General features: G+C 68.4%; 20 protein-coding genes. 17 read left to right on the plus strand and 3 right to left on the minus strand.

The annotated features are described in order from the left end of the window. Positions 1-120: 120 nt before the first annotated feature. The 14 genes from AX708_RS18340 (at position 121) to AX708_RS18405 (ending at position 14,475) form a co-directional block, all read left to right on the plus strand. The gene (locus AX708_RS18340; protein ID WP_066529764.1) at positions 121-2,085 is read left to right on the plus strand and encodes a methyl-accepting chemotaxis protein; all 1,965 of its coding nucleotides are present in this window, start codon (positions 121-123) and stop codon (positions 2,083-2,085) included. Between the two features lie 29 nt (positions 2,086-2,114). Next, positions 2,115-3,701, plus strand: coding sequence for a chemotaxis protein CheW (locus tag AX708_RS18345; RefSeq protein ID WP_066529641.1), 1,587 nt, complete (start codon positions 2,115-2,117; stop codon positions 3,699-3,701). A 20-nt stretch (positions 3,702-3,721) separates the two neighbouring features. Beyond that, positions 3,722-4,837: a chemotaxis-specific protein-glutamate methyltransferase CheB gene (cheB, locus tag AX708_RS18350; RefSeq protein WP_082745570.1), complete on the plus strand. Its 1,116-nt coding sequence runs from the start codon at positions 3,722-3,724 to the stop codon at positions 4,835-4,837. Continuing rightward, positions 4,828-5,448 carry a HEAT repeat domain-containing protein gene (locus AX708_RS18355; RefSeq protein WP_066529644.1) on the plus strand — a complete coding sequence of 207 codons (621 nt, stop codon included), beginning with the start codon at positions 4,828-4,830 and terminating at the stop codon, positions 5,446-5,448. The genes cheB and AX708_RS18355 overlap by 10 nt, the downstream gene beginning before the upstream one ends. Positions 5,449-5,462: 14 nt before the next feature. Further along, positions 5,463-6,338 (plus strand): protein-glutamate O-methyltransferase CheR, encoded by an 876-nt coding sequence (locus tag AX708_RS18360; protein WP_082745571.1) that lies wholly within the window; start codon positions 5,463-5,465, stop codon positions 6,336-6,338. Further along, complete coding sequence (locus AX708_RS18365) at positions 6,335-6,763, plus strand: response regulator (protein ID WP_066529646.1); 429 nt, start codon at positions 6,335-6,337, stop codon at positions 6,761-6,763. Before AX708_RS18360 ends, AX708_RS18365 begins: the two co-directional genes overlap by 4 nt. After that, complete coding sequence (locus AX708_RS18370; RefSeq protein WP_066529649.1) at positions 6,754-8,991, plus strand: chemotaxis protein CheA; 2,238 nt, start codon at positions 6,754-6,756, stop codon at positions 8,989-8,991. The genes AX708_RS18365 and AX708_RS18370 overlap by 10 nt, the downstream gene beginning before the upstream one ends. Then, a complete protein-coding gene (locus AX708_RS18375) occupies positions 8,991-9,332 on the plus strand; it encodes a hypothetical protein (RefSeq protein WP_197426079.1) in 342 nt (113 codons plus the stop codon). The genes AX708_RS18370 and AX708_RS18375 overlap by 1 nt, the downstream gene beginning before the upstream one ends. A 131-nt stretch (positions 9,333-9,463) precedes the next feature. Next, positions 9,464-9,841, plus strand: a complete 378-nt coding sequence (locus AX708_RS18380; protein WP_066529769.1) for a response regulator — start codon at positions 9,464-9,466, stop codon at positions 9,839-9,841. 20 nt (positions 9,842-9,861) lie between these two features. Next, entirely contained in the window at positions 9,862-11,076 is a 1,215-nt protein-coding gene (locus AX708_RS18385) for a methyl-accepting chemotaxis protein (RefSeq protein WP_156443395.1), read from the plus strand. A 96-nt stretch (positions 11,077-11,172) separates the two neighbouring features. Next, entirely contained in the window at positions 11,173-11,517 is a 345-nt protein-coding gene (gene rpoZ / locus AX708_RS18390; RefSeq protein ID WP_066529655.1) for a DNA-directed RNA polymerase subunit omega, read from the plus strand. A gap of 201 nt (positions 11,518-11,718) precedes the next feature. Continuing rightward, positions 11,719-12,450: a ParA family protein gene (locus AX708_RS18395; RefSeq protein WP_066529658.1), complete on the plus strand. Its 732-nt coding sequence runs from the start codon at positions 11,719-11,721 to the stop codon at positions 12,448-12,450. Between the two features lie 97 nt (positions 12,451-12,547). After that, positions 12,548-13,612 (plus strand): DUF3667 domain-containing protein, encoded by a 1,065-nt coding sequence (locus AX708_RS18400; protein WP_066529660.1) that lies wholly within the window; start codon positions 12,548-12,550, stop codon positions 13,610-13,612. 104 nt (positions 13,613-13,716) lie between these two features. Next, the gene (locus tag AX708_RS18405; RefSeq protein WP_066529662.1) at positions 13,717-14,475 is read left to right on the plus strand and encodes a ParA family protein; all 759 of its coding nucleotides are present in this window, start codon (positions 13,717-13,719) and stop codon (positions 14,473-14,475) included. On the opposite strand, the gene AX708_RS18410 is transcribed toward AX708_RS18405, so the two are convergent. The 3 genes from AX708_RS18410 to AX708_RS18420 form a co-directional block, all read right to left on the minus strand. Then, positions 14,476-14,892 (minus strand): hypothetical protein, encoded by a 417-nt coding sequence (locus AX708_RS18410; protein ID WP_156443396.1) that lies wholly within the window; start codon positions 14,890-14,892, stop codon positions 14,476-14,478. It lies immediately after the preceding gene. A gap of 129 nt (positions 14,893-15,021) precedes the next feature. Then, positions 15,022-16,989 (minus strand): ATP-dependent zinc metalloprotease FtsH, encoded by a 1,968-nt coding sequence (ftsH, locus tag AX708_RS18415; protein ID WP_066529666.1) that lies wholly within the window; start codon positions 16,987-16,989, stop codon positions 15,022-15,024. A gap of 108 nt (positions 16,990-17,097) precedes the next feature. Further along, positions 17,098-17,760: a TetR/AcrR family transcriptional regulator gene (locus AX708_RS18420; RefSeq protein WP_066529668.1), complete on the minus strand. Its 663-nt coding sequence runs from the start codon at positions 17,758-17,760 to the stop codon at positions 17,098-17,100. 94 nt (positions 17,761-17,854) lie between these two features. Here AX708_RS18420 and AX708_RS18425 point away from each other — a divergent pair, with 94 nt between their 5' ends. Genes AX708_RS18425 through AX708_RS18435 form a run of 3 tightly spaced genes read left to right on the plus strand, consistent with a single transcriptional unit; the run spans position 17,855 to position 20,766 of the window. Next, entirely contained in the window at positions 17,855-18,991 is a 1,137-nt protein-coding gene (locus tag AX708_RS18425; protein ID WP_066529671.1) for an FtsX-like permease family protein, read from the plus strand. Positions 18,992-19,005: 14 nt separating this feature from the next. Beyond that, positions 19,006-19,737: an ABC transporter ATP-binding protein gene (locus tag AX708_RS18430; protein WP_066529673.1), complete on the plus strand. Its 732-nt coding sequence runs from the start codon at positions 19,006-19,008 to the stop codon at positions 19,735-19,737. 42 nt (positions 19,738-19,779) lie between these two features. Further along, entirely contained in the window at positions 19,780-20,766 is a 987-nt protein-coding gene (locus AX708_RS18435; protein ID WP_066529678.1) for an efflux RND transporter periplasmic adaptor subunit, read from the plus strand. The last annotated feature ends 1 nt before the right edge of the window (position 20,767 follow it).

The raw sequence follows: 20,767 nt of genomic DNA on the forward strand, positions 1-20,767 counted from the left end.
CGGACGCCGCGTGCAAGGCTCGTGAACGCTCTGGCGCACTACACCCTCGCCCACACGATCCGGTTCGAAAGCGTCTGCATCCCGCCGGTGCACGCCCCGTGACATTCTGGAGTGAAGGTGATGGCGCTGGTAAAGAGGGAAAATCTGAACGGGGCGGGCGTCCCCAATGGCGTGCTGGCCGACAAGGCCGTGGGCGGCAGCAAGGCGCGGGCGAAGACCACCGGAGAGGGGGCTTCCGCCCGCGAGGCCGACGCGAGGAAGCGCGCCGCGCGCACCTATGCCCGCCAGCAACAGGCCGCCGAGCGGATCGCCGCGGCCAGCACGCAGTTCGCGGGCGGTGTTGCCGAGGCGACCGAGGCGCTCGAACTGCTGCAATCGGCGATGACCCAGATCGCCGCGGGCGCCGAACAGGCCTCCAGCGCCTCGCAGCAATCGCTGAACAATGTCTCGCGGATCGGCACGCTGGTGCGCGATTGCCGCAGCGCGGCCGATGTCTCGCTCGATCGCACCCGCGACCTGCAGCGCCTGCTGGAATCCAACCGCACCCAGATCGACGCCTCGGTGCGCGCGCTCGAGACCGCCTCGGAGCGCCAGACCGCTTCGGTCAAGACCGTGAGCGACCTTGAAGCCCAGGCGACCAATATCGGCGAGATCGTCAAGGCAGTCGCGCGGATCGCCGACCAGACCAATCTCCTCGCCCTGAACGCCGCGATCGAGGCGGCGCGCGCGGGCGAGCACGGCAAGGGCTTCGCGGTGGTCGCCGACGAGGTGCGCACGCTGGCCGAAACCTCCGAGAAGAGCGCGTCCGAAATCCAGTCGCTGGTCGGCCAGATCCAGGCCGAGGTGCAGGTGATCGCCGAGGGCATCCTCGCCTCGGCCGAGGCGGCGCGCAGCGAGGCGCAGAAGGGCGCGGACGTGACCATCCGGCTCGCTGCCCTGCGGCAGGACATGGAAGCGATCGTCGCCGGCGCGGAGACCATCGCGCGGCTCAATGCGGAAAGCGAGACCGCGGTGATCGAGGCGCAGAAGGGGTCGGAAGCGATCTCTAGCGCGGCGGCCGAACAGTCGGCGGCCTGCGAGGAAGTGACCGCGACGCTCGACCAGCAGGCGAGCGCGCTGCGCGAATGCGACCAGACCGCGCAGAACCTCTCCGAAGTCGCCGAGGAAATGAAGAACTCGACCGACGTGCGCAAGAGCGCCGAGGAGGTCGCCTCGGCGGCGGAGGAACTTTCGAGCGCGGTGGAGGAAATCAACCGTTCGGCGAGCCAGATCCTCGTCGCCATCGACCAGATCGCGGGCGGCGCGCGGACCGCTTCGGCCGCCGCCAACCAGTCGGGCGCGGCGATCGAGCAGATCAGGAAGGGCGCCCAGCTTTCGGCCGAGGCCGCGCTGACCGGGCTCGAGCGCGGCGAGGCGGTCTCGGGCCTCATCGCCGAAAGCCGCAGCTCGGTCGAGGAGATGATCGCCGGGGTCGCCGCCTCGGTCGACAGCAACGCAGCCTTGCGCGCGCAGGTGACGCAACTGGGACAGGTCTCGCGCAAGATCGACAAGATCGTCGAGGCGATCACCACGGTCGGAATCAAGACCAACATGCTCGCGGTCAACGGCTCGGTCGAAGCCGCGCGCGCGGGCGATTTCGGCCAGGGCTTCGCGGTGGTCAGCAACGACATCCGCAATCTCGCCGAGGAATCCTCGGAGAACGCCGATCGGATCAAGGATCTGGTGCGCACCATCCAGGAACAGATCGCCAATGTCGCGGGCGATCTCGACGAGATCAGCAGCGCCGCGCTGAGCGAGGTCGAGACCAACAAGGCGATCACCGCCGATCTTGCCAAGGTGACCGAGGACATGGCCGAGGTGCTGGGCGGCAACCGCTCGATCCGCGAGGCCGCCGACGAGATGCTGCGGCAGGTGACCGAGGTGCAGGCCGGGATCAACCAGATCGCCGCCGCCGCGACCCAGGCCGACCAGGCCTCGGCGCAGGCCGCCAGCGCTGCAAAGCAGCAGAGCCAGGGCGCCGAGGAGCTTGCCGTGGCGATCGAGGATGTCGCCTCGATGGCCGACGAGCTCCAGTCGAACGCGTAAGCGCTCCCGCCTGCGAAAGGGCCGATGCGATGAAGCATTGCAAGATCGAAACCGCCGCTGCGGGCGAAGTTCCGCCGCCCGTGGACCTTGCCGGGGGCAGCGGCCAGCGGCAGTTCACCGTCTTCACCGTCGACGGGGAGACCTTCGCGGTCGGCCTCGATGAGGTGAAGGAGATCATCCGCATGCCGCAGGTGGTGCGGGTGCCGCTCACCCCGCCGAGCCTCGAAGGCCTCACCAACCTGCGCGGCACGGTGCTGCCGGTGGTCAGCACCCGCGCGCTGTTCGGTTGCGAGGCGGCCGAGCCGGACGATGCGACCCGCGTGGTGGTGCTCGATCACGGCCAGCCGGTCGGCATCGTGGTCGACCGGGTGGTGAGCGTGGTCTCGGTCGATGCAGGCCGGATCGAGGACGCCGCCGGGGTCGAGACCAGCGTCCGATCCGATCTGCTGCGCGGCGTCATCAAGGACCAGGGCGCGCTGGGCCTCGTGATGGTGCTCGATACCGCGCGGCTGATCGGGCAGGAATTCGATGCCCTGACGATTGGCAGCATGGCGGGCGCGGGGCTGCTGGCATCCGGTAACGAGCCTTCCGCCACCTCCACGCAGGGCTCACAGACGGCCGCCGACGAGGAAATCCAGCTCGTCAGCTTCGAGGTCGCCGGGCAGGAATATGCGCTGCCGATCCAGTCGGTGCGCGAGATCGTGCAGTTGCCCGAGGCCGTGACCCGCGTACCCAAGGCGGCGAGCAGCGTCGTCGGCGTCATCGCCCTGCGCGACCGGCTGCTCCCCGTCGTCAGCCTGCGCCGCCTGTTCGGCCTTGCCGCCAAGGACTCCGCCGAGACCGACCGTGTGGCGGTGGTCTCGCTGGGCGAAGGCGCCAGTGACACAGGGAGCGCGCTGGTCGTCGGGCTGCTGCTCGACAAGGTCAACGAGGTGCTGCGCGTGCGGCGCAGCGGGGTCGATGCCATGCCCCCGATGCTCGCTGCCGACCGCGACCTTGCCGAAATCACCGCCATCTGCCGTCTGGACGGCGGCAAGCGGCTCGTCTCGATCCTCTCGGCCGAGGCGATGTTCGAAGCCCCCGCCGTCGCCGAGGCGATCAAGGGTGTCGAGGACAATCAGGAGGCCGCCATGAACCACACCGCCAGCCGCACCGCGACCCGCGCCGAGGATATGGAACAATTCGTCGTCTTCCGGCTCGAGGACGAGGAATTCGGGGTCGATATCGCCACGGTGCAGGAAATCGTCCGCGTGCCCGACGATCTCGCCAAGGTGCCGCGCACCGAGGATTATATCCGCGGCGTCATGAACCTGCGCGGCGCGGTGATCCCGCTGGTCGACCAGCGCGCGCGCTTCAATCTGCCCCCGTGCGAGGACCATGATCGCCAGCGCATCGTCGTCTTCACCATCAGCGGCACGCAGACCGGCTTCATCGTCGACAGCGTCGCGGAGGTGATGCGCATCGCCCGGGCCGACATCAAGCCCGCGCCCGAGATGACCGATCCGGCGCGGCGGATGATCCGCCGGGTGGCGAACTTGCCCGACACGCGCCGCATGATCCTGCTGCTCGACACCGAAAAGCTGATCGACCTCGAACCCGTGGCAACCGCCGCCTGATAGCCCGAGGGGACGCGACCATGAAGGCTCTCGTCGTCGACGATTCCGCGCTGATGCGCCGCCAGATTGGCGACATCCTGACCCGCGGCGGGCTGGAGGTCGTCACCGCGCGCACCGGTGCCGAGGCGCTGGCGCGCATCGCCGAGGACCAGCCCGATGTCGTCACGCTCGACATCAACATGCCCGAGATGGACGGGCTGACCTGCCTCAGCCGGATAATGGAGGAATTTCCGCGGCCGGTGGTGATGATCTCCTCGCTGACCGAGGAAGGCGCGCTTGCCACATTGGAGGCGGTGGCGCTGGGGGCGGTCGATTTCGTCCACAAGCCGGGCGGCACCGTCTCGACCGCGCTGCGCGAGCAGGAGGACGTCATCATCGCCAAGGTGCTCGCGGCTTGCGGCGCGCGGGTGCGGCGGGCGATGGGTCTGAGGCAGCGGCTGGTCGCGCGGCGCGATGCGATCATGCGCGCCCCGACCCGGCCCCGGGCGCGCGGGGCGAGCTATGGTCCGGGCAACGAGGCGCTGACCCTGATCGGTGCGTCGACCGGCGGGCCGGCGGTGCTCGAGGAAATTCTCTCCGCGCTCGCCAATGATTATCCCATGCCGATCCTCGTCTGCCAGCACATGCCCGCCAGCGTGACGCGCCACTTCGCCCAGCGCCTCGACCAGTGCTGCCTGATGCGGGTCGAGGAAGTGCGCCGCCAGACCGAGCTGCGTGCGGGCACGATCTACCTCGCACGCGGCGATGCCGACATGATCGTCCAGGAACGCGGCGGCAATCTTGTCGCCTCCATGCTGCCCGCCTCGAAGGAGCATGCCTGGCACCCGAGCATGAGCCGCCTGGTCGCCTCGGCGATGAAGACCGTGACCGCGGATTCGCTGATCGGCGTGCTGCTCACCGGGATGGGCGATGACGGCGCGGCCGAGCTTGCAGAACTGCGCGCGGCGGGCGGCCACACCTTCGCCGAAAGCGAGGACAGCTGCGTCGTCTACGGGATGCCGCGCGCGCTGGTCGAGCGCGGCGGAGCCTCGGAAATCCTCCCCGCTTCCCAGATCGCCGCGCGGCTCGAGCGGGTCGCCCATGCCCGCATGCGCGGGCAAGCGCGCGCGCCCCAAAGGAGAAGCTCATGGGCCTGATGAAAGCCACCGCGCGCCCTGACGCCGCGCTGCCCGGAGAGGCCGATCTCGCGCCCGCCAGCATCACTGATCCCGATCCCGCCATCCGCCGCCGCGCGGTGCAGGCGCTCGGCGTTGCGGGGAATGCGGAGGGGGATGCGGTCGAAACGCTCGTCTGGGTGCTGCGCAGCGAGCCTGACCGCAGCGTGCGGCAGGCGGCCTTCTCGGCGCTGGCAACCAACGGCAGCCTCGAAGCGGCGCAGGCCACCGCGAGCCTGCTCGCCGACGACGACCCGGCCCTGCGCAACGGTGCGCTGGAAGCCCTCGGCGCAATGCCCGATGCGGCGACCGCGCTGCTCGAACCGCTCGGCCACCATGCCGATCCCGATGTGCGCAGCTTTGCCGTGCTGCTCGCCGCCGGGCTCCACCGCGCCGAGGCGTGCGACTGGCTGATCGCGCGCGCCGCAAGCGAGGCTGAGCCCAATGTCGCCGCGCACCTTGCCGAAGCGCTCGGGGGCACCGGCGCGCCCGGCGCTGCGGCGGCGCTGGAGGGGATCCGGGCGCGCTTTGCGGGCAGCGCCTATCTCGGCTTTGCCGTCGACATGGCCTTGCGCCGACTTGACGACGCCTGAAGCGCGATAGGGTCGTGGCCGCTTCCCCCTTCCTCGATACCGGCAAGACCGGTCCGGCGATCTTCGCGTTCGAGGATATCGTCGGCTTCTGCGATTTCTTCTACCGCAAGACCGGCATCAGCCTCGATGCCAGCCGCCGCTACTTCATCGACAAGCGGCTCGAGGAGCGCATCGCGGCCACCGGCTGCGCCTCCCTGCGCGAGTATATGGCGCTGGTGAAGTTCGAGCACGACAGCGCCGAACTGCAGGCGCTGATCAACGTCATGACGGTCAACGAGACCTACTTCTTCCGCGAGGACTACCAGCTTGCCTGCCTCAGCCGCCGGATGCTCGACGAGATCGCCGACCGCAAGCGCCCCGGCGATCCACCGATCCGCATCTGGTCGGTCCCCTGCTCGACCGGGGAGGAACCCTATTCGATCGCCATCTCGGTGCTCGAGGACTGGCCGCGTGCGAGCGATTTCGACATCGAGATCATGGCGTCCGACATCGACAGCCGCGCGCTCGAAGCGGCGCGCGCCGGCGTCTACGGCGCGCGCGCGCTTCACCGCGTGGGGCCGCGCATCCGCAGCAACTATTTCGAACAGATCGGCGAGGAAAGCTGGCGGATCATCGACGATCTGCGCGGCTCGATCGATTTCAGCCTGATCAACGTCGCCGATCCGATCGCGATGGCGCGGGTGCGCGGGATCGACGTGATCTTCTGCCGCAACCTGCTGATCTATTTCGACGATCTATCGCGCCGCCGGACCGCCGAGCACTTCTTCGACGCGCTCAACCCGGGCGGCTTCGTCGCGCTCGGCCACTCGGAGAGCATGAGCCGCATTTCCGGCCTGTTCGTCCCCCGCAAGTTTCCCGAAGCCCTCGTCCACCAGAGGCCCCTCTCATGACGATCCCGCAGCCTTTCGGGGAGCACCCCTTCCTGCCCGGTCCCGCCCCCCGGCCCCGCGTGCTGGTAGTCGACGACACGCTCACCGTGCGCCTGTTCTGCGCCCAGCTGCTCGGCCGCGAGGGCTATGCGGTGGGCGAGGCAGTCAACGGGCTCGAAGCGCTCGAGCTGGCGTTCGAACAGGAGTTCGACCTGTTCGTGGTCGACATCAACATGCAGAAGATGGACGGCTACGCCTTCCTCGCCGAGGTGCGCCGCAACCCAGCGCTGCAGGCGATCCCGGCAATGATGCTGAGCACCGAAGCCGGCGAGGGTGATATCGTCCGGGCGTACCAGGCGGGGGCCAATTTCTACCTCACCAAGCCGGTCGATCCCGAACGTTTCGTGGAAACCGTCAAGCTGATGACAGGTGTGCCATGCCGCTGAAGAAGCCCGCACCCCCCACCCCGCCACCCGCCGGAGAGATGGGCGCCGAGATGGCGCAGCTCGCCGCAAGCTTCGTCCAGGAGAGCCGCACGCTGCTCGAGGAAGCAGGCGAGGCGCTGCTCGCGCTCGAACGCGATCCGGGCGACACCCCGGCGATGGGCGCGCTGTTTCGCGCCGTCCATTCGATCAAGGGCGCGGCCGGGCTGTTCGATCTGCCCGCGCTGGTCCACCTCGTCCACGCAGGCGAGGACCTCCTGGGCGCAATGCGCGAGGGGCGCCTCAGGATGGACAGCGCGGCGGCGGATGCGCTGTTCGAAGGGCTCGATTACGTGGGCCGCTGGGTCGGGATCTTCGCCGCTGAGGGCAGCCTGCCGCCCGAGCTGATGGAGACCGCCCGCCGCTACGCCGCGATCTACCGCGCGCGGCTGACAGATTTGGAGGGAGCCGACACCGCCCACGCCCCTGTCGCCGCAGCGGTGCGCCACGCATGGGCCGATGCCGCCGGTCTGCCGGATGGCGCGCCGCTGGCCACCATCGAATACACCCCCGACGAGGCCTGCTTCTTCAGCGGCGATGACCCCCTGCGCATCGCGCAAGGCGTGCCGGGCCTCGTGTGGTTCGACTTCGCCCCGCGCGAGCCCTGGCCGGCGGCGGCGACCTTCGATCCCTATGCCTGCAACCTCGCCTTCCGGCTGGTGTCGGACGCGGACCGGGCCGCGATCGAGGACCATTTCCGCTACATGCCCGACGCGGTCAGCATCGGCGCATGGGACAATGCCCCGGCCGCTCCGGAGACGCCGGAGGCGGCGAGCCCCCCCCTCCCCGCGCTTGCGCTGGAACTGGTCGAGGCCCAGCGCCGCGCGCTCGCCCTGCCCGACCGCGCCCGCGCGCCCGCTGACATCGTCGCCACGCTGCGCAATCTTGCCACCGCGCTCGGCCTTCCCGCACCGCCCGCCGATCCCGCCGCCGCAATCGCCGCGCTGCTGGCGGAAAGCGCTCCTGCGCCCGAGACCGGGGCCGTATCCGCCGCGGTCCCCGAAACCGCAACCCGTGCCGACCCGCCCGCCGACCGCACCCTCAGGATCGAGCAGGCAAAGATCGACACCCTGATGAACCTCGTGGGCGAAATGGTGGTCGCCAAGAACGCGCTCCCTTTCCTTGCCCGCGATGCCGAAACCCGTTTCGGCAGCCGCGAACTGGCGCGCGAGATCAAGGACAAGTACGCCGTCATCGACCGCATCACCCGCCAGCTCCAGAGCGCGGTGATGGAGGTGCGGATGATGCCGGTCGGCGACCTGTTCAAGCGCTTCCCCCGGCTGGTGCGCGACATCGCCCGCAAGCAGGACAAGCTGGTCCGGCTGGAGATCGAGGGCGAAGCGACCGAGGCCGACAAGAACGTGATCGAGGCGCTTGCGGAGCCGCTCACCCACATCCTCAGAAACAGTCTCGACCACGGGATCGAGGGCCGCGCCGACCGGCTTGCCGCGGCCAAGCCCGAGACCGCCGCCGTGCGCCTTGCCGCCTTCCAGGAGGCCGACCGGGTGGTGATCGACGTCACCGACGATGGCCGCGGGGTCGATCCTGCCCGTGTGCGCGCCAAGGCCATCGAACGCGGCCTCATCGATGCCGAACGCGCCGCGCAGCTGACCGATGCGCAGGCCGTACAGCTGGTCTTCCTCCCCGGCTTCTCCACCGCCGAGACCGTCTCCGACCTTTCGGGCCGCGGCGTCGGGATGGACGCGGTGCGCACCGTCGTCGAGCGATTGGGCGGCACCGTCACGCTCGAAAGCCGCCACGGCGAGGGCACCCACGTGCGGCTCGAACTGCCGCTGTCGATGGCGGTCACGCGGGTGCTGACCATCGACCTCGGCGGGCAGGCCTACGGCATTCCGATCGATCTGGTGATCGAGACCGTGCGGGTCGATCCCGCCGACATCCGCCGCCTCAAGAGCGCCGAGGCGATCGTGCTGCGCGACCAGGTGATCCCAATCGCCCGGCTGCGCAGCCTGCTCGGCATGGCGCCGCGCCCGGCCGAGCTCGAAGCCGTCCTGATCCTGCGCCTCGGCGAGGCCACCGTCGGCCTCGTGATCGACGATTTCGGCACCTGCATGGACATCATCCTCAAGCCCTTCGCCGGAATCCTCGCCCACATGAGCGGCTTTTCGGGCACCGCCGTGCTGGGCGACGGGCGGGTGCTGCTGGTGCTCAACGTGAAGGAGATGCTGTGATGCCGGTCCGCTACGAGGCAAGCTGCGCGGTGTTCGAGGGCGCCTGCACGGTCGAGGAAGCCGGCGATCTGGCCGCGTGGCTGACCGCCGCGCCCGGTCGCAGCGTCGATCTGGCGGAGTGCAGCACGATCCACGCCGCGATCCTCCAATGCCTGATGGCGCTCGCGCCTCCGGTGATCGCGCCCCCGCGCGATGCGCTTCTCGCCCGCTGGCTGGCCCCCGTGCTCGCGCTTCCTCCGGTCGCGCCCGAGCCGCCGTCCAAACCCGTGCGCCGCCGCCGCCGCAAGGCCCCCGCTGTGCGGACTGCCGCGAGGCCGAAGGCAGCGGCCGTCACCGTCTGAGTGTCGCTCCCTAGGGGTTTTCCCGAGGGAGGATGACGCCCCGTTTTAGCCCGCTTGGGCAAAAATGCCGCGCAAGGCGCCAGTCCATGGGGCCGCGCGCCGCGAAGCGAAAGGCAAGGACAACCGGCCCCATGACCAGGACCATCCTCATCGTCGACGACTCCCCGACCATGATCATGAGCCTGCGCACGACGCTGGAGATGAACGGCTTCGCGGTCGAAAGCGCCAGCGACGGAGCGCAGGCGCTCGCGCTGCTTCAGGGCGGGTTGCGGCCGCAGCTCATCATCACAGATATCAACATGCCCAACATGGGCGGGCTCGATTTCATCCGCGGCGCGCGCGCCCTGCCGGTCTGCCGCTTCACTCCGATCCTGACCCTCACCACCGAAAGCGATCAGGCCAAGCGCGACGAGAGCCGCCGCCTGGGTGCGACCGGGTGGCTGGTCAAGCCGCTCTCGGGCCCTGACCTGCTCGGCGTGATCCGCCAGGTGCTGCCCGCGGCGGCCTGATCCTCTCCAGGCGCGCTCCCGTGGTTTTCGTCCGTCACTTGCATCCGCGCCGCTGGCTGGCCGGCGCGCTGCTGCTCGCCGCGTCGCTCGGCGGTGCGGTGTGGGAGGGCGCGTGGGTCGCCGCCGCGCTCATTTGCGCGGCGGGCAGCGCCTTCGTGCTGGCGCAGCGCCAACACCCGGTCCCGCCGCCCTTCATCGGCCCGATGAAGCGGCGCGCTTCCGACTTCCTCGGTTTCGGCGGCGGCGTGACCATTCTCGGCCCGGCCGGCCTGCCCGAGCCGCTGCGCGAGGATATCGCGGCGACCCTGCCCTTCCTCGATACGCTGCGCGGCCAGATCGACGGCGTGCAGCAGGACGTTGCCGACGGGGTGACGGCGGTGGTCGAACAGGTGCAGGCGGTGAGCCGCCTATCGTCCGGGCAGCGCGAGCGCATCGCCGACTCGCTCTCGGGCGTCGGCACCATGCGTGCGGCGGTCGCCGTGCCCGGCGCGATCATCGTACGGCTCAATGCGATGCTGGGCGAACGCGACCGGATGATCGCGGGCAATTACCACGGGCTCGAGCTTCTGGCGCAGGAGTTCCACGAGCTGCGCGCCGCAGTCGACGTGATCTCGCAGGTCGCGGACAAGGCCTTCTTCCTCGCCGTCAACGCCTCGGTCGAGGCGCACCGCCACGGCGAGGCCGGCAAGGCCTTCGGGCTGATCGCGACCGAGATGCGCGCGCTCGCCACCCAGACCGCGGAAGGCGCGCGCAATGTCGGCCAGCGGATCAACTCCTTTGCCGACCGGATGCAGACACAGATCAGCGCCGCCATGCCCGGCCGCAACGATGCGGGCACGCAGGAAGTGGCACGCCTGATGGGCGAACTCGACGCGGCGCAGGCCGAGATCGCCGCGATCAGCACGCGGCTGGGCGAGCTCATCACCGTCATGGAGGCAGGGCACGGCGATCTGGTGCATTCGCTTTCGGACATCCTCGGGCGGTTGCAGTTCCAGGACGTGATGAAGCAGCGGCTCGGCCAGGTCGGCGATGCCCTCGGCGATCTGCGCGCGCTCGCGGCCGAGGCGGCGGGCGGCGTCGAAGGGCGCCGCAGCGTGCGCGATCTGCTCGAGGATCAGCAGCGCAGCTATGTGATGGAAAGCCAGAAGGTGGTGCACGCGGTGTTCGGAGGCGGCGGCGAGGCGCCCGCAGACCTCTCCACCGAGGCACCGCTGCGCCGGATCGAGCTGTTCTGACGCCGCTGGCCTGCCCGCCTTTTTCTTGACTTCGCGCGCCCTCGCCCCTAGCTCGCGCGCTTCCCTATTTTCGCGATTCTTGCAGAAGGCCCGCCCATGGCACGCGTTACCGTTGAAGATTGCGTCGACAAGGTTCCCAACCGGTTCGACCTGGTGCTGCTTGCAGCGCAGCGTGCGCGCGAGATTTCGGGTGGGAGCGAGCTGACCATCGATCGCGATCGCGACAAGAACCCGGTCGTGGCGCTGCGCGAGATCGCCGAAGAGACGATCACGCCCGCGGCTTTGCATGAATCGCTGGTGGTCGGCCTCCAGAAGATCCTCCCCGATGACGAGGACGAGGCCGACGAGATCGGCTCGCTCAGCCAGTCGGCCGAAGCGCTGCGGATCACCGCCTCCGCGCCCGCGCGCACCTCGTCGCTGGGCGGCGATTACGACGGCTGATCCGGCCCGGGCCGGGGGCTCCCCCTCCGGCGCCCCGCCGCAAGGTTTTGCAAGGGTCGGCCAAGGCCGGCCCTTTTGCTTTGGCGGGGCCGGACCCGCGCGCTTGACCGCAGTTTGACTCCGCTGCGCCGATGCTTGCCATTGGCGGCGGCGGCGCTATCCCTTGTGGCTGTAATCAAACTGTAACACGAGGCGGGACGCATGGCATCGATCGCGGTTTACAGCGTCAAGGGCGGGGTCGGGAAGACCACGCTCTCGGTCAATCTGGCGTGGTGTGCAAGCGCCATCTCGCGCCGCAAGACCCTGCTGTGGGATCTCGACGCGTCGAACGGATCGGGCTTCCTGCTCGGCGTCGATGCCAAGAAAAAACGCAGTGCGGACAGCATGTTCGCCGAAGGGAGCGACCCTGAGAAGCTGATCCAGCCAACGGCCTATGGCGGGCTCGACCTGCTGCCTGCCGACGAGAGCATCCGCGCATTGGACCGCCAGCTCGACCGGCTGGGCAAGAAGAAGCGGCTCGCCAAGCTGACCGAAACGCTGGGCAAGAATTATGACCGGATCATCTTCGATTGTCCTCCGGTGCTCAACGAGCTTTCCGCGCAGGTGATCCGCGCGGCGGACCTCGTCATCGTCCCGCTGCCGCCTTCCCCCCTGTCCGCCCGCGCCTTCGAGGTGGTGGTCGAGGAAGTGCGCGGGATCGGCAAGGGGCACCCGCCGATCCTGCCGGTGCTCTCGATGCTGGACCTGCGCCGCTCGCTCCACAAGGCGGCGCGCGAGACGAACCCGACCTGGCCCGCGATCCCGCTGGCGAGCGCGGTCGAGCAATGCGCGAGCCTGCGCCAGCCGGTCGGCGCCTTCGCCCCGCGCTCGCCCGCGGCGCGCGCCATCGCGCAGCTGTGGACCGCGATCGAGCGGAAGCTCGCCAGCAAGTAGGTCACTCAAGCCCGCAAGCACAGGGCACGGGGCAAATAGCCGCTTCCGCGCCCGCGCGCTTTGCGCCTATATGCCCTGACAGGCAGGGGCGTTGGGCATGAGCGATTTCGGCGAGGGGATTGGGACGGCGATCGAGGGCGGGCTGCTCGGCCGCACCGTCGATCACGCCCATGCCGATGGCGCGCATCAAGCCGCAGGGCCGGTCGTCTGCGCCAATTGCCAGACCGTGTTCTCCGGCAATTTCTGCCCCGAATGCGGCCAGAAGGCCCACATCCACCGCAGCCTTGCCGCGATCGGACACGACATCATGCACGGGGTGCTGCATCTTGACGGCAAGCTGTGGGAGACGCTTCCGTTGCTGGTGCTCAAGCCCGGCGAGCTGACCCGGCGCTACATCGCGGGCGAGCGGGCGAAGTTCGTCAGCCCGATGGCGATGTTCCTGTTCACCGTCTTCGCGATGTTCGCGGTGTTCCAGATGGTCGGCATCTCGGCGCCGACCGACCTGACCGAGGGCTTGGTCGACGGGGCGACCAACAGCGGCTCGGTGGTCCGGACCCAGATCCAGAAGCAGATCACCGAACTCCAGAAGGAACGCGACCGCTTGCCCAAAGGCGATCCGCGGCGCGGCCGGATCGACAACGAGCTGACCGGGCTCACCAAGGTGCTCGACGCCCAGCCCCGCAGCGCGGTGGAAATCGACACCAGCGATATGGGTTTCTCCGCCACGGGGATCGAGTTCCTCGACGAGGGCATCATCAAGAAGTGGAAGAAGAACCCCAGCCTGATGCTCTACAAGCTGCAATCGAACGGCTACAAGTTCAGCTGGCTGCTGATCCCGCTGTCATTGCCGTTCCTGTGGCTGATGTTCGCGTGGCGACGGCAATACAAGTCCTATGACCACGCGATCTTCATCACCTATTCGCTCAGTTTCATGTCGCTGCTGTTCATCGTGATGTCGATCCTCAGCACTGTCGAGGGTGGCGGCGATTGGGCCGCGCTGCTGTTCATCATCGCGGCGCCGTTGCACCTCTACAAGCAGCTGCGCCATGCCTATGGGCTCAGCCGCTTCTCGGCCTTCTGGCGGTGGTGCGTGCTGCTGCTGTGCACCCAGACCGTGCTGATCCTGTTCCTGCAGGTGCTGCTGCTGATCGGCGCCTTCTGACCGCGTTCACCGGCGCGGCGCGGCCTGTCCCGTCCCGGGAACACCTTGCCGAGGTCCTTGCCGGTAAGCTAACTTCGGCGCAGGAGCACACGCAGGAGTGCGTGATGGCGGTCATAGCGGTCTACAGCGCGAAAGGCGGCGTCGGAAAGACGACGATTGCCACCAATCTTGCCTGGTGCAGCGCGCAGAACCCGGCGCGGCGCACGCTGCTGTGGGACCTCGATCCCTCCGACGGCGCGGGCTTTATGTTCGCGCTCGACACGCCCCGCAAGCGTCAGGCGCGCAGCCTCTTTGCGGGCGACATTCCGGCCCACACGCTGATCTGCCCGAGCAATTACGCCGGGCTCGACCTGCTGCCCGCCGACATCAGCCTGCGCGAACTGGACACGATGCTGATGCGGATGGGGCAGCGGAACCGGCTGGCGACGCTCTGCCAGCAGGTCGAGCGCAACTACGGCCGGCTGATCCTCGATTGCCCGCCGGTGCTCAACGAGCTCTCCGCGCAGGTCATGCGCGCCGCGACGCTGGTGATCGTGCCGCTGCCGCCCTCGCCGCTGTCGGCCCGGGCCTTCGCGTTCGTGGCCGAGGAAATCCGCCGCAACACCAGGCGCGCGCCGCCGATCCTGCCGGTGCTCTCGATGATCGACCGGCGCCGCTCGCTCCACCTCGAGGCGCTGGAGGCCAACCCGGCGTGGCCGGCGATCCCGATGGTCAGCGCAGTGGAGCAATGCGCCGTGCACCGCCGGCCGGTGGGCGACTTCGCGCCGCGCTCGCCGGCGGCTCTCGCCTTCACGCGGCTGTGGGAAGGGATCGAGCGCAAGCTGGCGCAGCTTGCCGCCAAGGCGTCAGCGCAGCCGGCCTGATCAGCGGCAGGGGAAGCGGTAGGCGAGGAAGCGTATCATGACCTGCTCCAGGCCATCACCGTATTCGCTTGGCGGACGGGTGTAGATCCAGCTTCCGATCTCGCCCGAAGTGATTTCGACCGTGCCCGGCGGCGGCAGGCAGGTGGTGCCGGCCGGCTGACCGGCGGTGGCGGAAGCAGCGGTCTGGGCATCGACTGCAGCGCGCGCCGCCCGCAAGGCCGCGACCACATCGCGTTGCAAGCCATCGAGCGCGGCAGTGCGTTCGGGCGAGGGCGCGAGCCGCCCCACCTCCTGGTCGCGGGCAATCCACGCGCCGAGCGTCACAGGTGCGGGCGATGCGGCAGGCTGCGCCGCGAGCGGTGCGGCTAGCGATATGAGTGCAGCGGCAGTGGCAAGTGAACGAAATGTAGCGATCATGTGTGGTCTCCGCAGGTTGAGCTGACGCCGAACAGCTTAACGGGCACTGAAATCGCCTGAAAAATGGGCGCCCGGATCGCTCCGGACGCCCTTCTGTTGATCGGGTGGTGAAAGCCTCGGGCGCGCGTCTCAGGCGCCTTGGGCCGCCTCGTCGCCGCTGTCCTTGGCGGTGCCGAAGCGCTTGCCCGCGCGCGGGATCGCCGAGCCGCGCACGGGTGCTGCCAGCACCGGTCCGCGCGGGGCATCGGGGCGGTCGATCTTGCCGGTTTCGAGCAGCGCGTTGATCTCCTCGCCCGAAAGCGTCTCGTATTCGAGCAGCGCCTGAGCGAGCAGGTGAAGCTGGTCCTCGTGCGTGGTCAGAATCTCGGTCGCGCGCTGGTGGGCGCCTTCGACGAGGCCCTTGATCTCGGTGTCGATCAGCTCGTTGGTCTTGCCCGAACGGAAGGTACGCTGGGCCTGGCCGTAGCCGAGATAGCCTTCGGACTGCTCCTCGTACTGCAAGGGCCCGAGCTTTTCCGACATGCCCCACTGGGTCACCATGTTGCGCGCCAGATTGGTCGCGTACTGGATGTCGGACGAGGCGCCCGAGGACACCTTGTCGTGGCCGAAGATGATCTCCTCCGCCACGCGCCCGCCCATGCTGACCGAGAGGTTCGCGTGCATCTTGTCGCGGTGGTAGGAGTAGCTGTCACGCTCCGGCAGGCGCATCACCATGCCCAGCGCACGGCCGCGCGGGATGATCGTGGCCTTGTGGATCGGATCCGAGGCAGGCTCGTGCACCGAGACGATCGCATGGCCAGCCTCGTGATAGGCCGTCATCTTCTTCTCGTCGTCGGTCATCACCATCGAGCGACGCTCGGCTCCCATCATGACCTTGTCCTTGGCGTCCTCGAACTCCTGCATCGCCACCAGCCGCTTGTTGCGGCGCGCGGCGAGGAGCGCGGCTTCGTTGACAAGGTTCGCAAGGTCCGCGCCCGAAAAGCCCGGGGTGCCGCGCGCGATCACGCGCGGGTTCACGTCAGGGGCGAGCGGCACCTTCTTCATGTGCACGCCGAGGATTTTTTCACGACCGTCGATGTCCGGAACGGGGACAACCACCTGACGGTCGAAACGGCCGGGACGCAGCAGCGCCGGATCGAGCACGTCGGGACGGTTGGTCGCGGCGATGATGATGATGCCTTCGTTCGCCTCGAAACCGTCCATCTCGACGAGCAGCTGGTTCAGCGTCTGCTCGCGCTCGTCATTCGAATTGCCGAGGCCGTGGCCGCGCGAACGGCCGACCGCGTCGATTTCGTCGATGAAGACGATGCAGGGCGCGTTCTTCTTGGCCTGTTCGAACATGTCGCGCACGCGGCTGGCGCCGACGCCCACGAACATCTCGACGAAGTCCGAGCCCGAGATGGTGAAGAACGGCACGCCCGCCTCCCCCGCGATGGCGCGGGCGAGCAGGGTCTTGCCGGTGCCGGGACTGCCTACCAGCAGCGCGCCCTTGGGGATCTGGCCGCCGAGCTTGGAGAAACGCTGCGGGTCCTTCAGGAACTCGACGATCTCCTGCAATTCCTCGCGCGCCTCGTCGATCCCGGCAACGTCATCGAAGGTGACGCGGCCCGAACGTTCGGTCAGCAGCTTGGCCTTCGACTTGCCGAAGCCCATCGCGCCGCCGCCGCCGCCCTTCTGCATCTGGCGAAGCGCAAAGAACGCTATCCCGAGGATCAGGATGAAGGGCAGCGAATTGAGCAGGATGATGAGGAGAAGGTTCTGGCTTTCGCGCTGCTTGCCGGTGAAGCGCACGCCGTTTTCTTCCATCAGCTTGGTGATCTCGACATCGTTCGGGACCGGCACCGTGGTGAAGCTGTCGCCGTTCTTGAGCGTGCCGGTGATCGAGTCGCTGCTGATCTGCACGTCCTGCACGTTGCCTTCCGCAACGTAGGAGCGGAAATCGGAATAGCGGATCGCGTTACCGCTCGATTGGCCTGCGCCGCCGAACATGGTGACCACAAGCAGCAGGGCAAGGAATATCCCGCCCCAGATCATCAGCTGCTTGACCCACGGGTTGGGGCCATCGCCTTGCGGCTGGGGATCGTTTGGCTGGCTCATGCTTGCGGAGTCCTTTCGTCAGCCTCGCAATGTAGGAGCCCCTCGGTGAATGGCAAGATAATGCGCGGCCGCGCGGGTGATGCTAATTTTCGAACACGGCGATGCAAATCATCGATCTTGCGGCGCGGCATAGGCGGCGAGGAACACATCGACCGCGCCCGCAATCCGCCGGTCGCGCTCTGCTGCGCTGACACTGGCGCCGAAGCGGCGTTCCAGATCGCCCATGCCCTTGCACATCGACACGAATTGTTCGGCGGCGAGCATGGGATCGGGGATCGCCAGCTCTCCAAGCGTGCAGGCATGCGCCAGCCATGCGCCAAATCCCTGTTTCATGCGCCACGGGCCGGCTTCGAGAAAGGCGAGGCCGATGGCGGGCTCGGTCTCGGTCTCGGCGGCAATGCGGCGTTCGAACTGGATCATTTCCGGGCGCGACAGGAAGGCGAAGATCGCCTCGCCGATCGCGGTCAGTCGCTCGCGGATCGTGCCCTGCGGCATGGCCTCGAGCGAAAAATGGCCGCGCATTTTCTCGCATTCGCACTCGACCGCAGCGGCGAACAGCGCGCGCTTGTCGCCGAATTGGTTGTAGATCGTGACCTTGGAAACGCCCGCGTCGGCCGCGATCTGCTCGATCGCCGAGGCGGCATAGCCGTGGTGGAAGAAATGGTGCGCAGCCGTGTCAACGATGGCCGCGCGCTTGGCGGCATCGAGCGGGCGACCGGCTTTCCGGCCGACAGGTTTTTTTTCAGGACCGGTTGAATGCCCGATTGACAAAGTGAACGGCTCCGTTCAGTTAAACGCGACCGTTCAATAATGCGCTGAGTCTCTCCCTCACGCAACCCCACCTTGTGATAAAGGTTCCGCCCAAGTGCTTTGGATCGCCATCAGGATGCTCACCGGGGACGCCCAGAAATTCTATGGGCTGCTGTTCGGTATCGGCTTTTCCACTCTGCTCATCACCCAGCAGATGACGATCTTCGTCAATCTCGTCGAACGCGGGGCGAGCGGGGTCTACAACGCGCCCGAAGCGCAGGTGTGGGTGATGGACCCGGTCAGCCGCACCACCGATGTCAGCTACGCCATGCCGGGCACCGCGCTCGACAAGGTGCGCTCGATCCCCGGGGTCGAATGGGCCGTGCCGCACCTGCGCGCGCAGGCGAACGTGCGGACCAAGGACGGCGACCTTGAAGGCGTGGCGGTGATCGGCGTCGACGACGCGACCCTGATCGGCCTGCCCAAGCGCATGGCCAACGCCGACAAGAACGTGCTGTTCGCCCCCGATACCGTGGTGATCGACGATGTCGGCGTCACCCGCCTGTTCTCGAACGGCGCCAGCCCGCTGGGCGAACGGCTTGAACTTAACGACCAGCGCGCGGTGATCCGGGGTATTTCTGACGCGATCCCGTCCTTCACCAGCACCGTGGTGCTCTACACCCGCTATTCCAACGCGCTCAACTTCGTCCCCGGCACCCGCAACCGCCTGAGCTTCGTGCTGGTCGGCATCGCGCCGGGCGAAACTGCCGAGGGCGTCGCCGCGCGGATCGAGAAGGAGACCGGGCTGAAGGCCGAAACCCGCGCCGAATTCGCCCGCGCCGGCGTCAACTTCATTATCGAGAACACGGGCATCCCGGTCAACTTCGGGATCACCGTGTTCCTGGGCTTCGTGGTCGGCGTCGCCATCGTCGGCCTCACCTTCAGCCTGTTCCTGCGCGACAACATCAAGCAGTTCGGCGCCTTGAAGGCGATCGGGGTCACCAACGCCAAGATCATGCAGATGGTCGGCGTGCAAGCGGGCCTTGTCGGGATGATCGGCTACGGCCTCGGCGTGATCGGCACGGTCGCCTTTATCCGCGGCTTCGGGGCGAACCCCTTCTTCAAGGGGTTCTACATCCCGTGGCAGATCCCGCTGATCAGCCTCGCGGCGGTGGTGGTGATCCTCGCGCTGACGGGCTTCGTCGCGATCCGCTCGGTGCTCAGGACCGAACCTGCGGCGGTGTTCCGGTGAGCGAGGGCCCGATTATGGACACGACAACCATCGGCGGTTGCGCCCCCGAGGCAGCGATCTGCGCGCGCGGCATCACCCGCGACTTCGAGGCCGGGCAGACCACCATCCGCGTGCTGCACGGGATCGACACCGACATCCAGCCGGGCGAGCTCACCTACGTCGTGGGCGAGAGCGGCTCGGGCAAGACCACGCTCATCTCGATCATGTGCGGCATCCTCTACCCCACCGAGGGCGAGGTGCGCGTGTTCGGCACCGACATCTACAAGCTGACCGATACCGAGCTGGTGAAGTTCCGGCTCAAGAACATCGGCTTCATCTTCCAGCAGTACAACCTCATCCCCTCGATCGACGCTGCCGCCAACGCCGCGGTGCCGCTGATCGCGCAGGGCGTGCCGATCAAGGAGGCGCGCGAGCGGGCCAAGGTGCTGCTCGACAAGCTCAACATCGGCAACCAGGCCGACAAGCTGCCACGCCAGCTTTCGGGCGGGCAGCAGCAGCGCGTCGCCATCGCCCGCGCGCTGGTGCACGAGCCGCGCCTCGTCGTCTGCGACGAGCCGACCGCCGCATTGGACGCGCGCTCGGGCCGCCGCGTCATGGACCTGCTGCGCGAAGTCGCCGTCGCCCCCGACCGCGCCTGCATCATCGTCACCCACGACAACCGCATCTTCGATCTCGCCGACCGGATCATCGTGCTCGAAGACGGGCGCATCACCCATGACGGCACCGAGATGCCCGATGACCACTGATACCCCCTCCCCTCTCTCCCAACAGAACCCGCCGAGGACGCCATGCTCCGCAATCTGAGTTTTGCCCGCCAGATCCTCCCCGCGCTCGCGGTGATCGGCCTTGCGATCGCCGCGTGGCTGATCCTCGTCGGCCTGCCCGACCGCTCGACCGCCGAGCCTGCCGAGCAGCCGCCCAAGGCGGTCGGCGACCTCGCCGGCAAAGCGCGGGTCGCCGGCGCGGGGATCGTGGAACCCGCCAGCGAGATCATCGACATCGGCTCGGCGCTGTCGGGCCTCGTCACCGATGTCCGGGTGCGCCCGGGCGACCGCGTGGCCAAGGGCGACGTGCTCTTCACGGTCGACGCCCGCGCCGCGCAGGCGAGCCTCGCGCAGTCCACCGCCGCCATCGCCGAAGCCCGCGCCGCGATCGCGGAGGCAAGCGCCGCGCAGGCGACCGCGCGCCAGCAGCTCGCGCTCTACCGCGGCCTCGCCGATCCCGCTGCGGTCAGCCGCTCCGAAGTGATCCGCGCCGAGGGCGAGGAAGCCGCCGCGACCACCCGCCTCGGCCTCGCCCGCGCCCGTCTTGCCTCTGCGCAGGCCGCCGCCGCCGCCGCGCGCACCGAGATCGAGCGCCTCGTGGTCCGCGCACCAATCGCGGGCGAGATCCTCGCGGTCAACATCCGCTCGGGCGAGTTCGTCTCCACCCAGGGCGGCGGCAACTCGACCCCCTTCATCCAGATGGGCGAGACCAACCCGCTTCACGTGCGCGTCGATATCGACGAGAACGAGGTCAGCCGCGTCGCCATCGGCGAGCCTGCCGTCATCAGCCCGCGCGGCGCGGCCGAACTGCACGTCAAGGCCACCTTCGTGCGCGCCGAGCCGCAGGTGGTGCCCAAGCGCTCGCTCACCAACTCGGCCGCCGAGCGCGTCGATGTGCGCGTGCTCCAGCTGATCTACGCCTTGCCCCCGTCAGAGGCCTTCCGCGTCGGCCAGCAGATCGACGCCTTCATCCCGGCCAAGGCGGGTGCCCCCGCCAAGACGGAGGGCTGAG

The organism is Erythrobacter sp. CCH5-A1, from assembly GCF_001557115.1.
Lineage (GTDB): Bacteria > Pseudomonadota > Alphaproteobacteria > Sphingomonadales > Sphingomonadaceae > Erythrobacter.

What these genes read in the sequence shown, in the direction of transcription:
- AX708_RS18340 (WP_066529764.1), top strand. Translation starts at nt 121, where the DNA reads ATGGCGCTGGTAAAGAGGGAAAATCTGAACGGGGCGGGCGTCCCCAAT.
- AX708_RS18345 (WP_066529641.1), top strand. Translation starts at nt 2,115, where the DNA reads ATGAAGCATTGCAAGATCGAAACCGCCGCTGCGGGCGAAGTTCCGCCG.
- cheB (WP_082745570.1), top strand. Translation starts at nt 3,722, where the DNA reads ATGAAGGCTCTCGTCGTCGACGATTCCGCGCTGATGCGCCGCCAGATT.
- AX708_RS18355 (WP_066529644.1), top strand. Translation starts at nt 4,828, where the DNA reads ATGGGCCTGATGAAAGCCACCGCGCGCCCTGACGCCGCGCTGCCCGGA.
- AX708_RS18365 (WP_066529646.1), top strand. Translation starts at nt 6,335, where the DNA reads ATGACGATCCCGCAGCCTTTCGGGGAGCACCCCTTCCTGCCCGGTCCC.
- AX708_RS18370 (WP_066529649.1), top strand. Translation starts at nt 6,754, where the DNA reads ATGCCGCTGAAGAAGCCCGCACCCCCCACCCCGCCACCCGCCGGAGAG.
- AX708_RS18375 (WP_197426079.1), top strand. Translation starts at nt 8,991, where the DNA reads ATGCCGGTCCGCTACGAGGCAAGCTGCGCGGTGTTCGAGGGCGCCTGC.
- AX708_RS18380 (WP_066529769.1), top strand. Translation starts at nt 9,464, where the DNA reads ATGACCAGGACCATCCTCATCGTCGACGACTCCCCGACCATGATCATG.
- rpoZ (WP_066529655.1), top strand. Translation starts at nt 11,173, where the DNA reads ATGGCACGCGTTACCGTTGAAGATTGCGTCGACAAGGTTCCCAACCGG.
- AX708_RS18395 (WP_066529658.1), top strand. Translation starts at nt 11,719, where the DNA reads ATGGCATCGATCGCGGTTTACAGCGTCAAGGGCGGGGTCGGGAAGACC.
- AX708_RS18400 (WP_066529660.1), top strand. Translation starts at nt 12,548, where the DNA reads ATGAGCGATTTCGGCGAGGGGATTGGGACGGCGATCGAGGGCGGGCTG.
- AX708_RS18405 (WP_066529662.1), top strand. Translation starts at nt 13,717, where the DNA reads ATGGCGGTCATAGCGGTCTACAGCGCGAAAGGCGGCGTCGGAAAGACG.
- AX708_RS18410 (WP_156443396.1), bottom strand. Translation starts at nt 14,892, where the DNA reads ATGATCGCTACATTTCGTTCACTTGCCACTGCCGCTGCACTCATATCG.
- ftsH (WP_066529666.1), bottom strand. Translation starts at nt 16,989, where the DNA reads ATGAGCCAGCCAAACGATCCCCAGCCGCAAGGCGATGGCCCCAACCCG.
- AX708_RS18430 (WP_066529673.1), top strand. Translation starts at nt 19,006, where the DNA reads ATGGACACGACAACCATCGGCGGTTGCGCCCCCGAGGCAGCGATCTGC.
- AX708_RS18435 (WP_066529678.1), top strand. Translation starts at nt 19,780, where the DNA reads ATGCTCCGCAATCTGAGTTTTGCCCGCCAGATCCTCCCCGCGCTCGCG.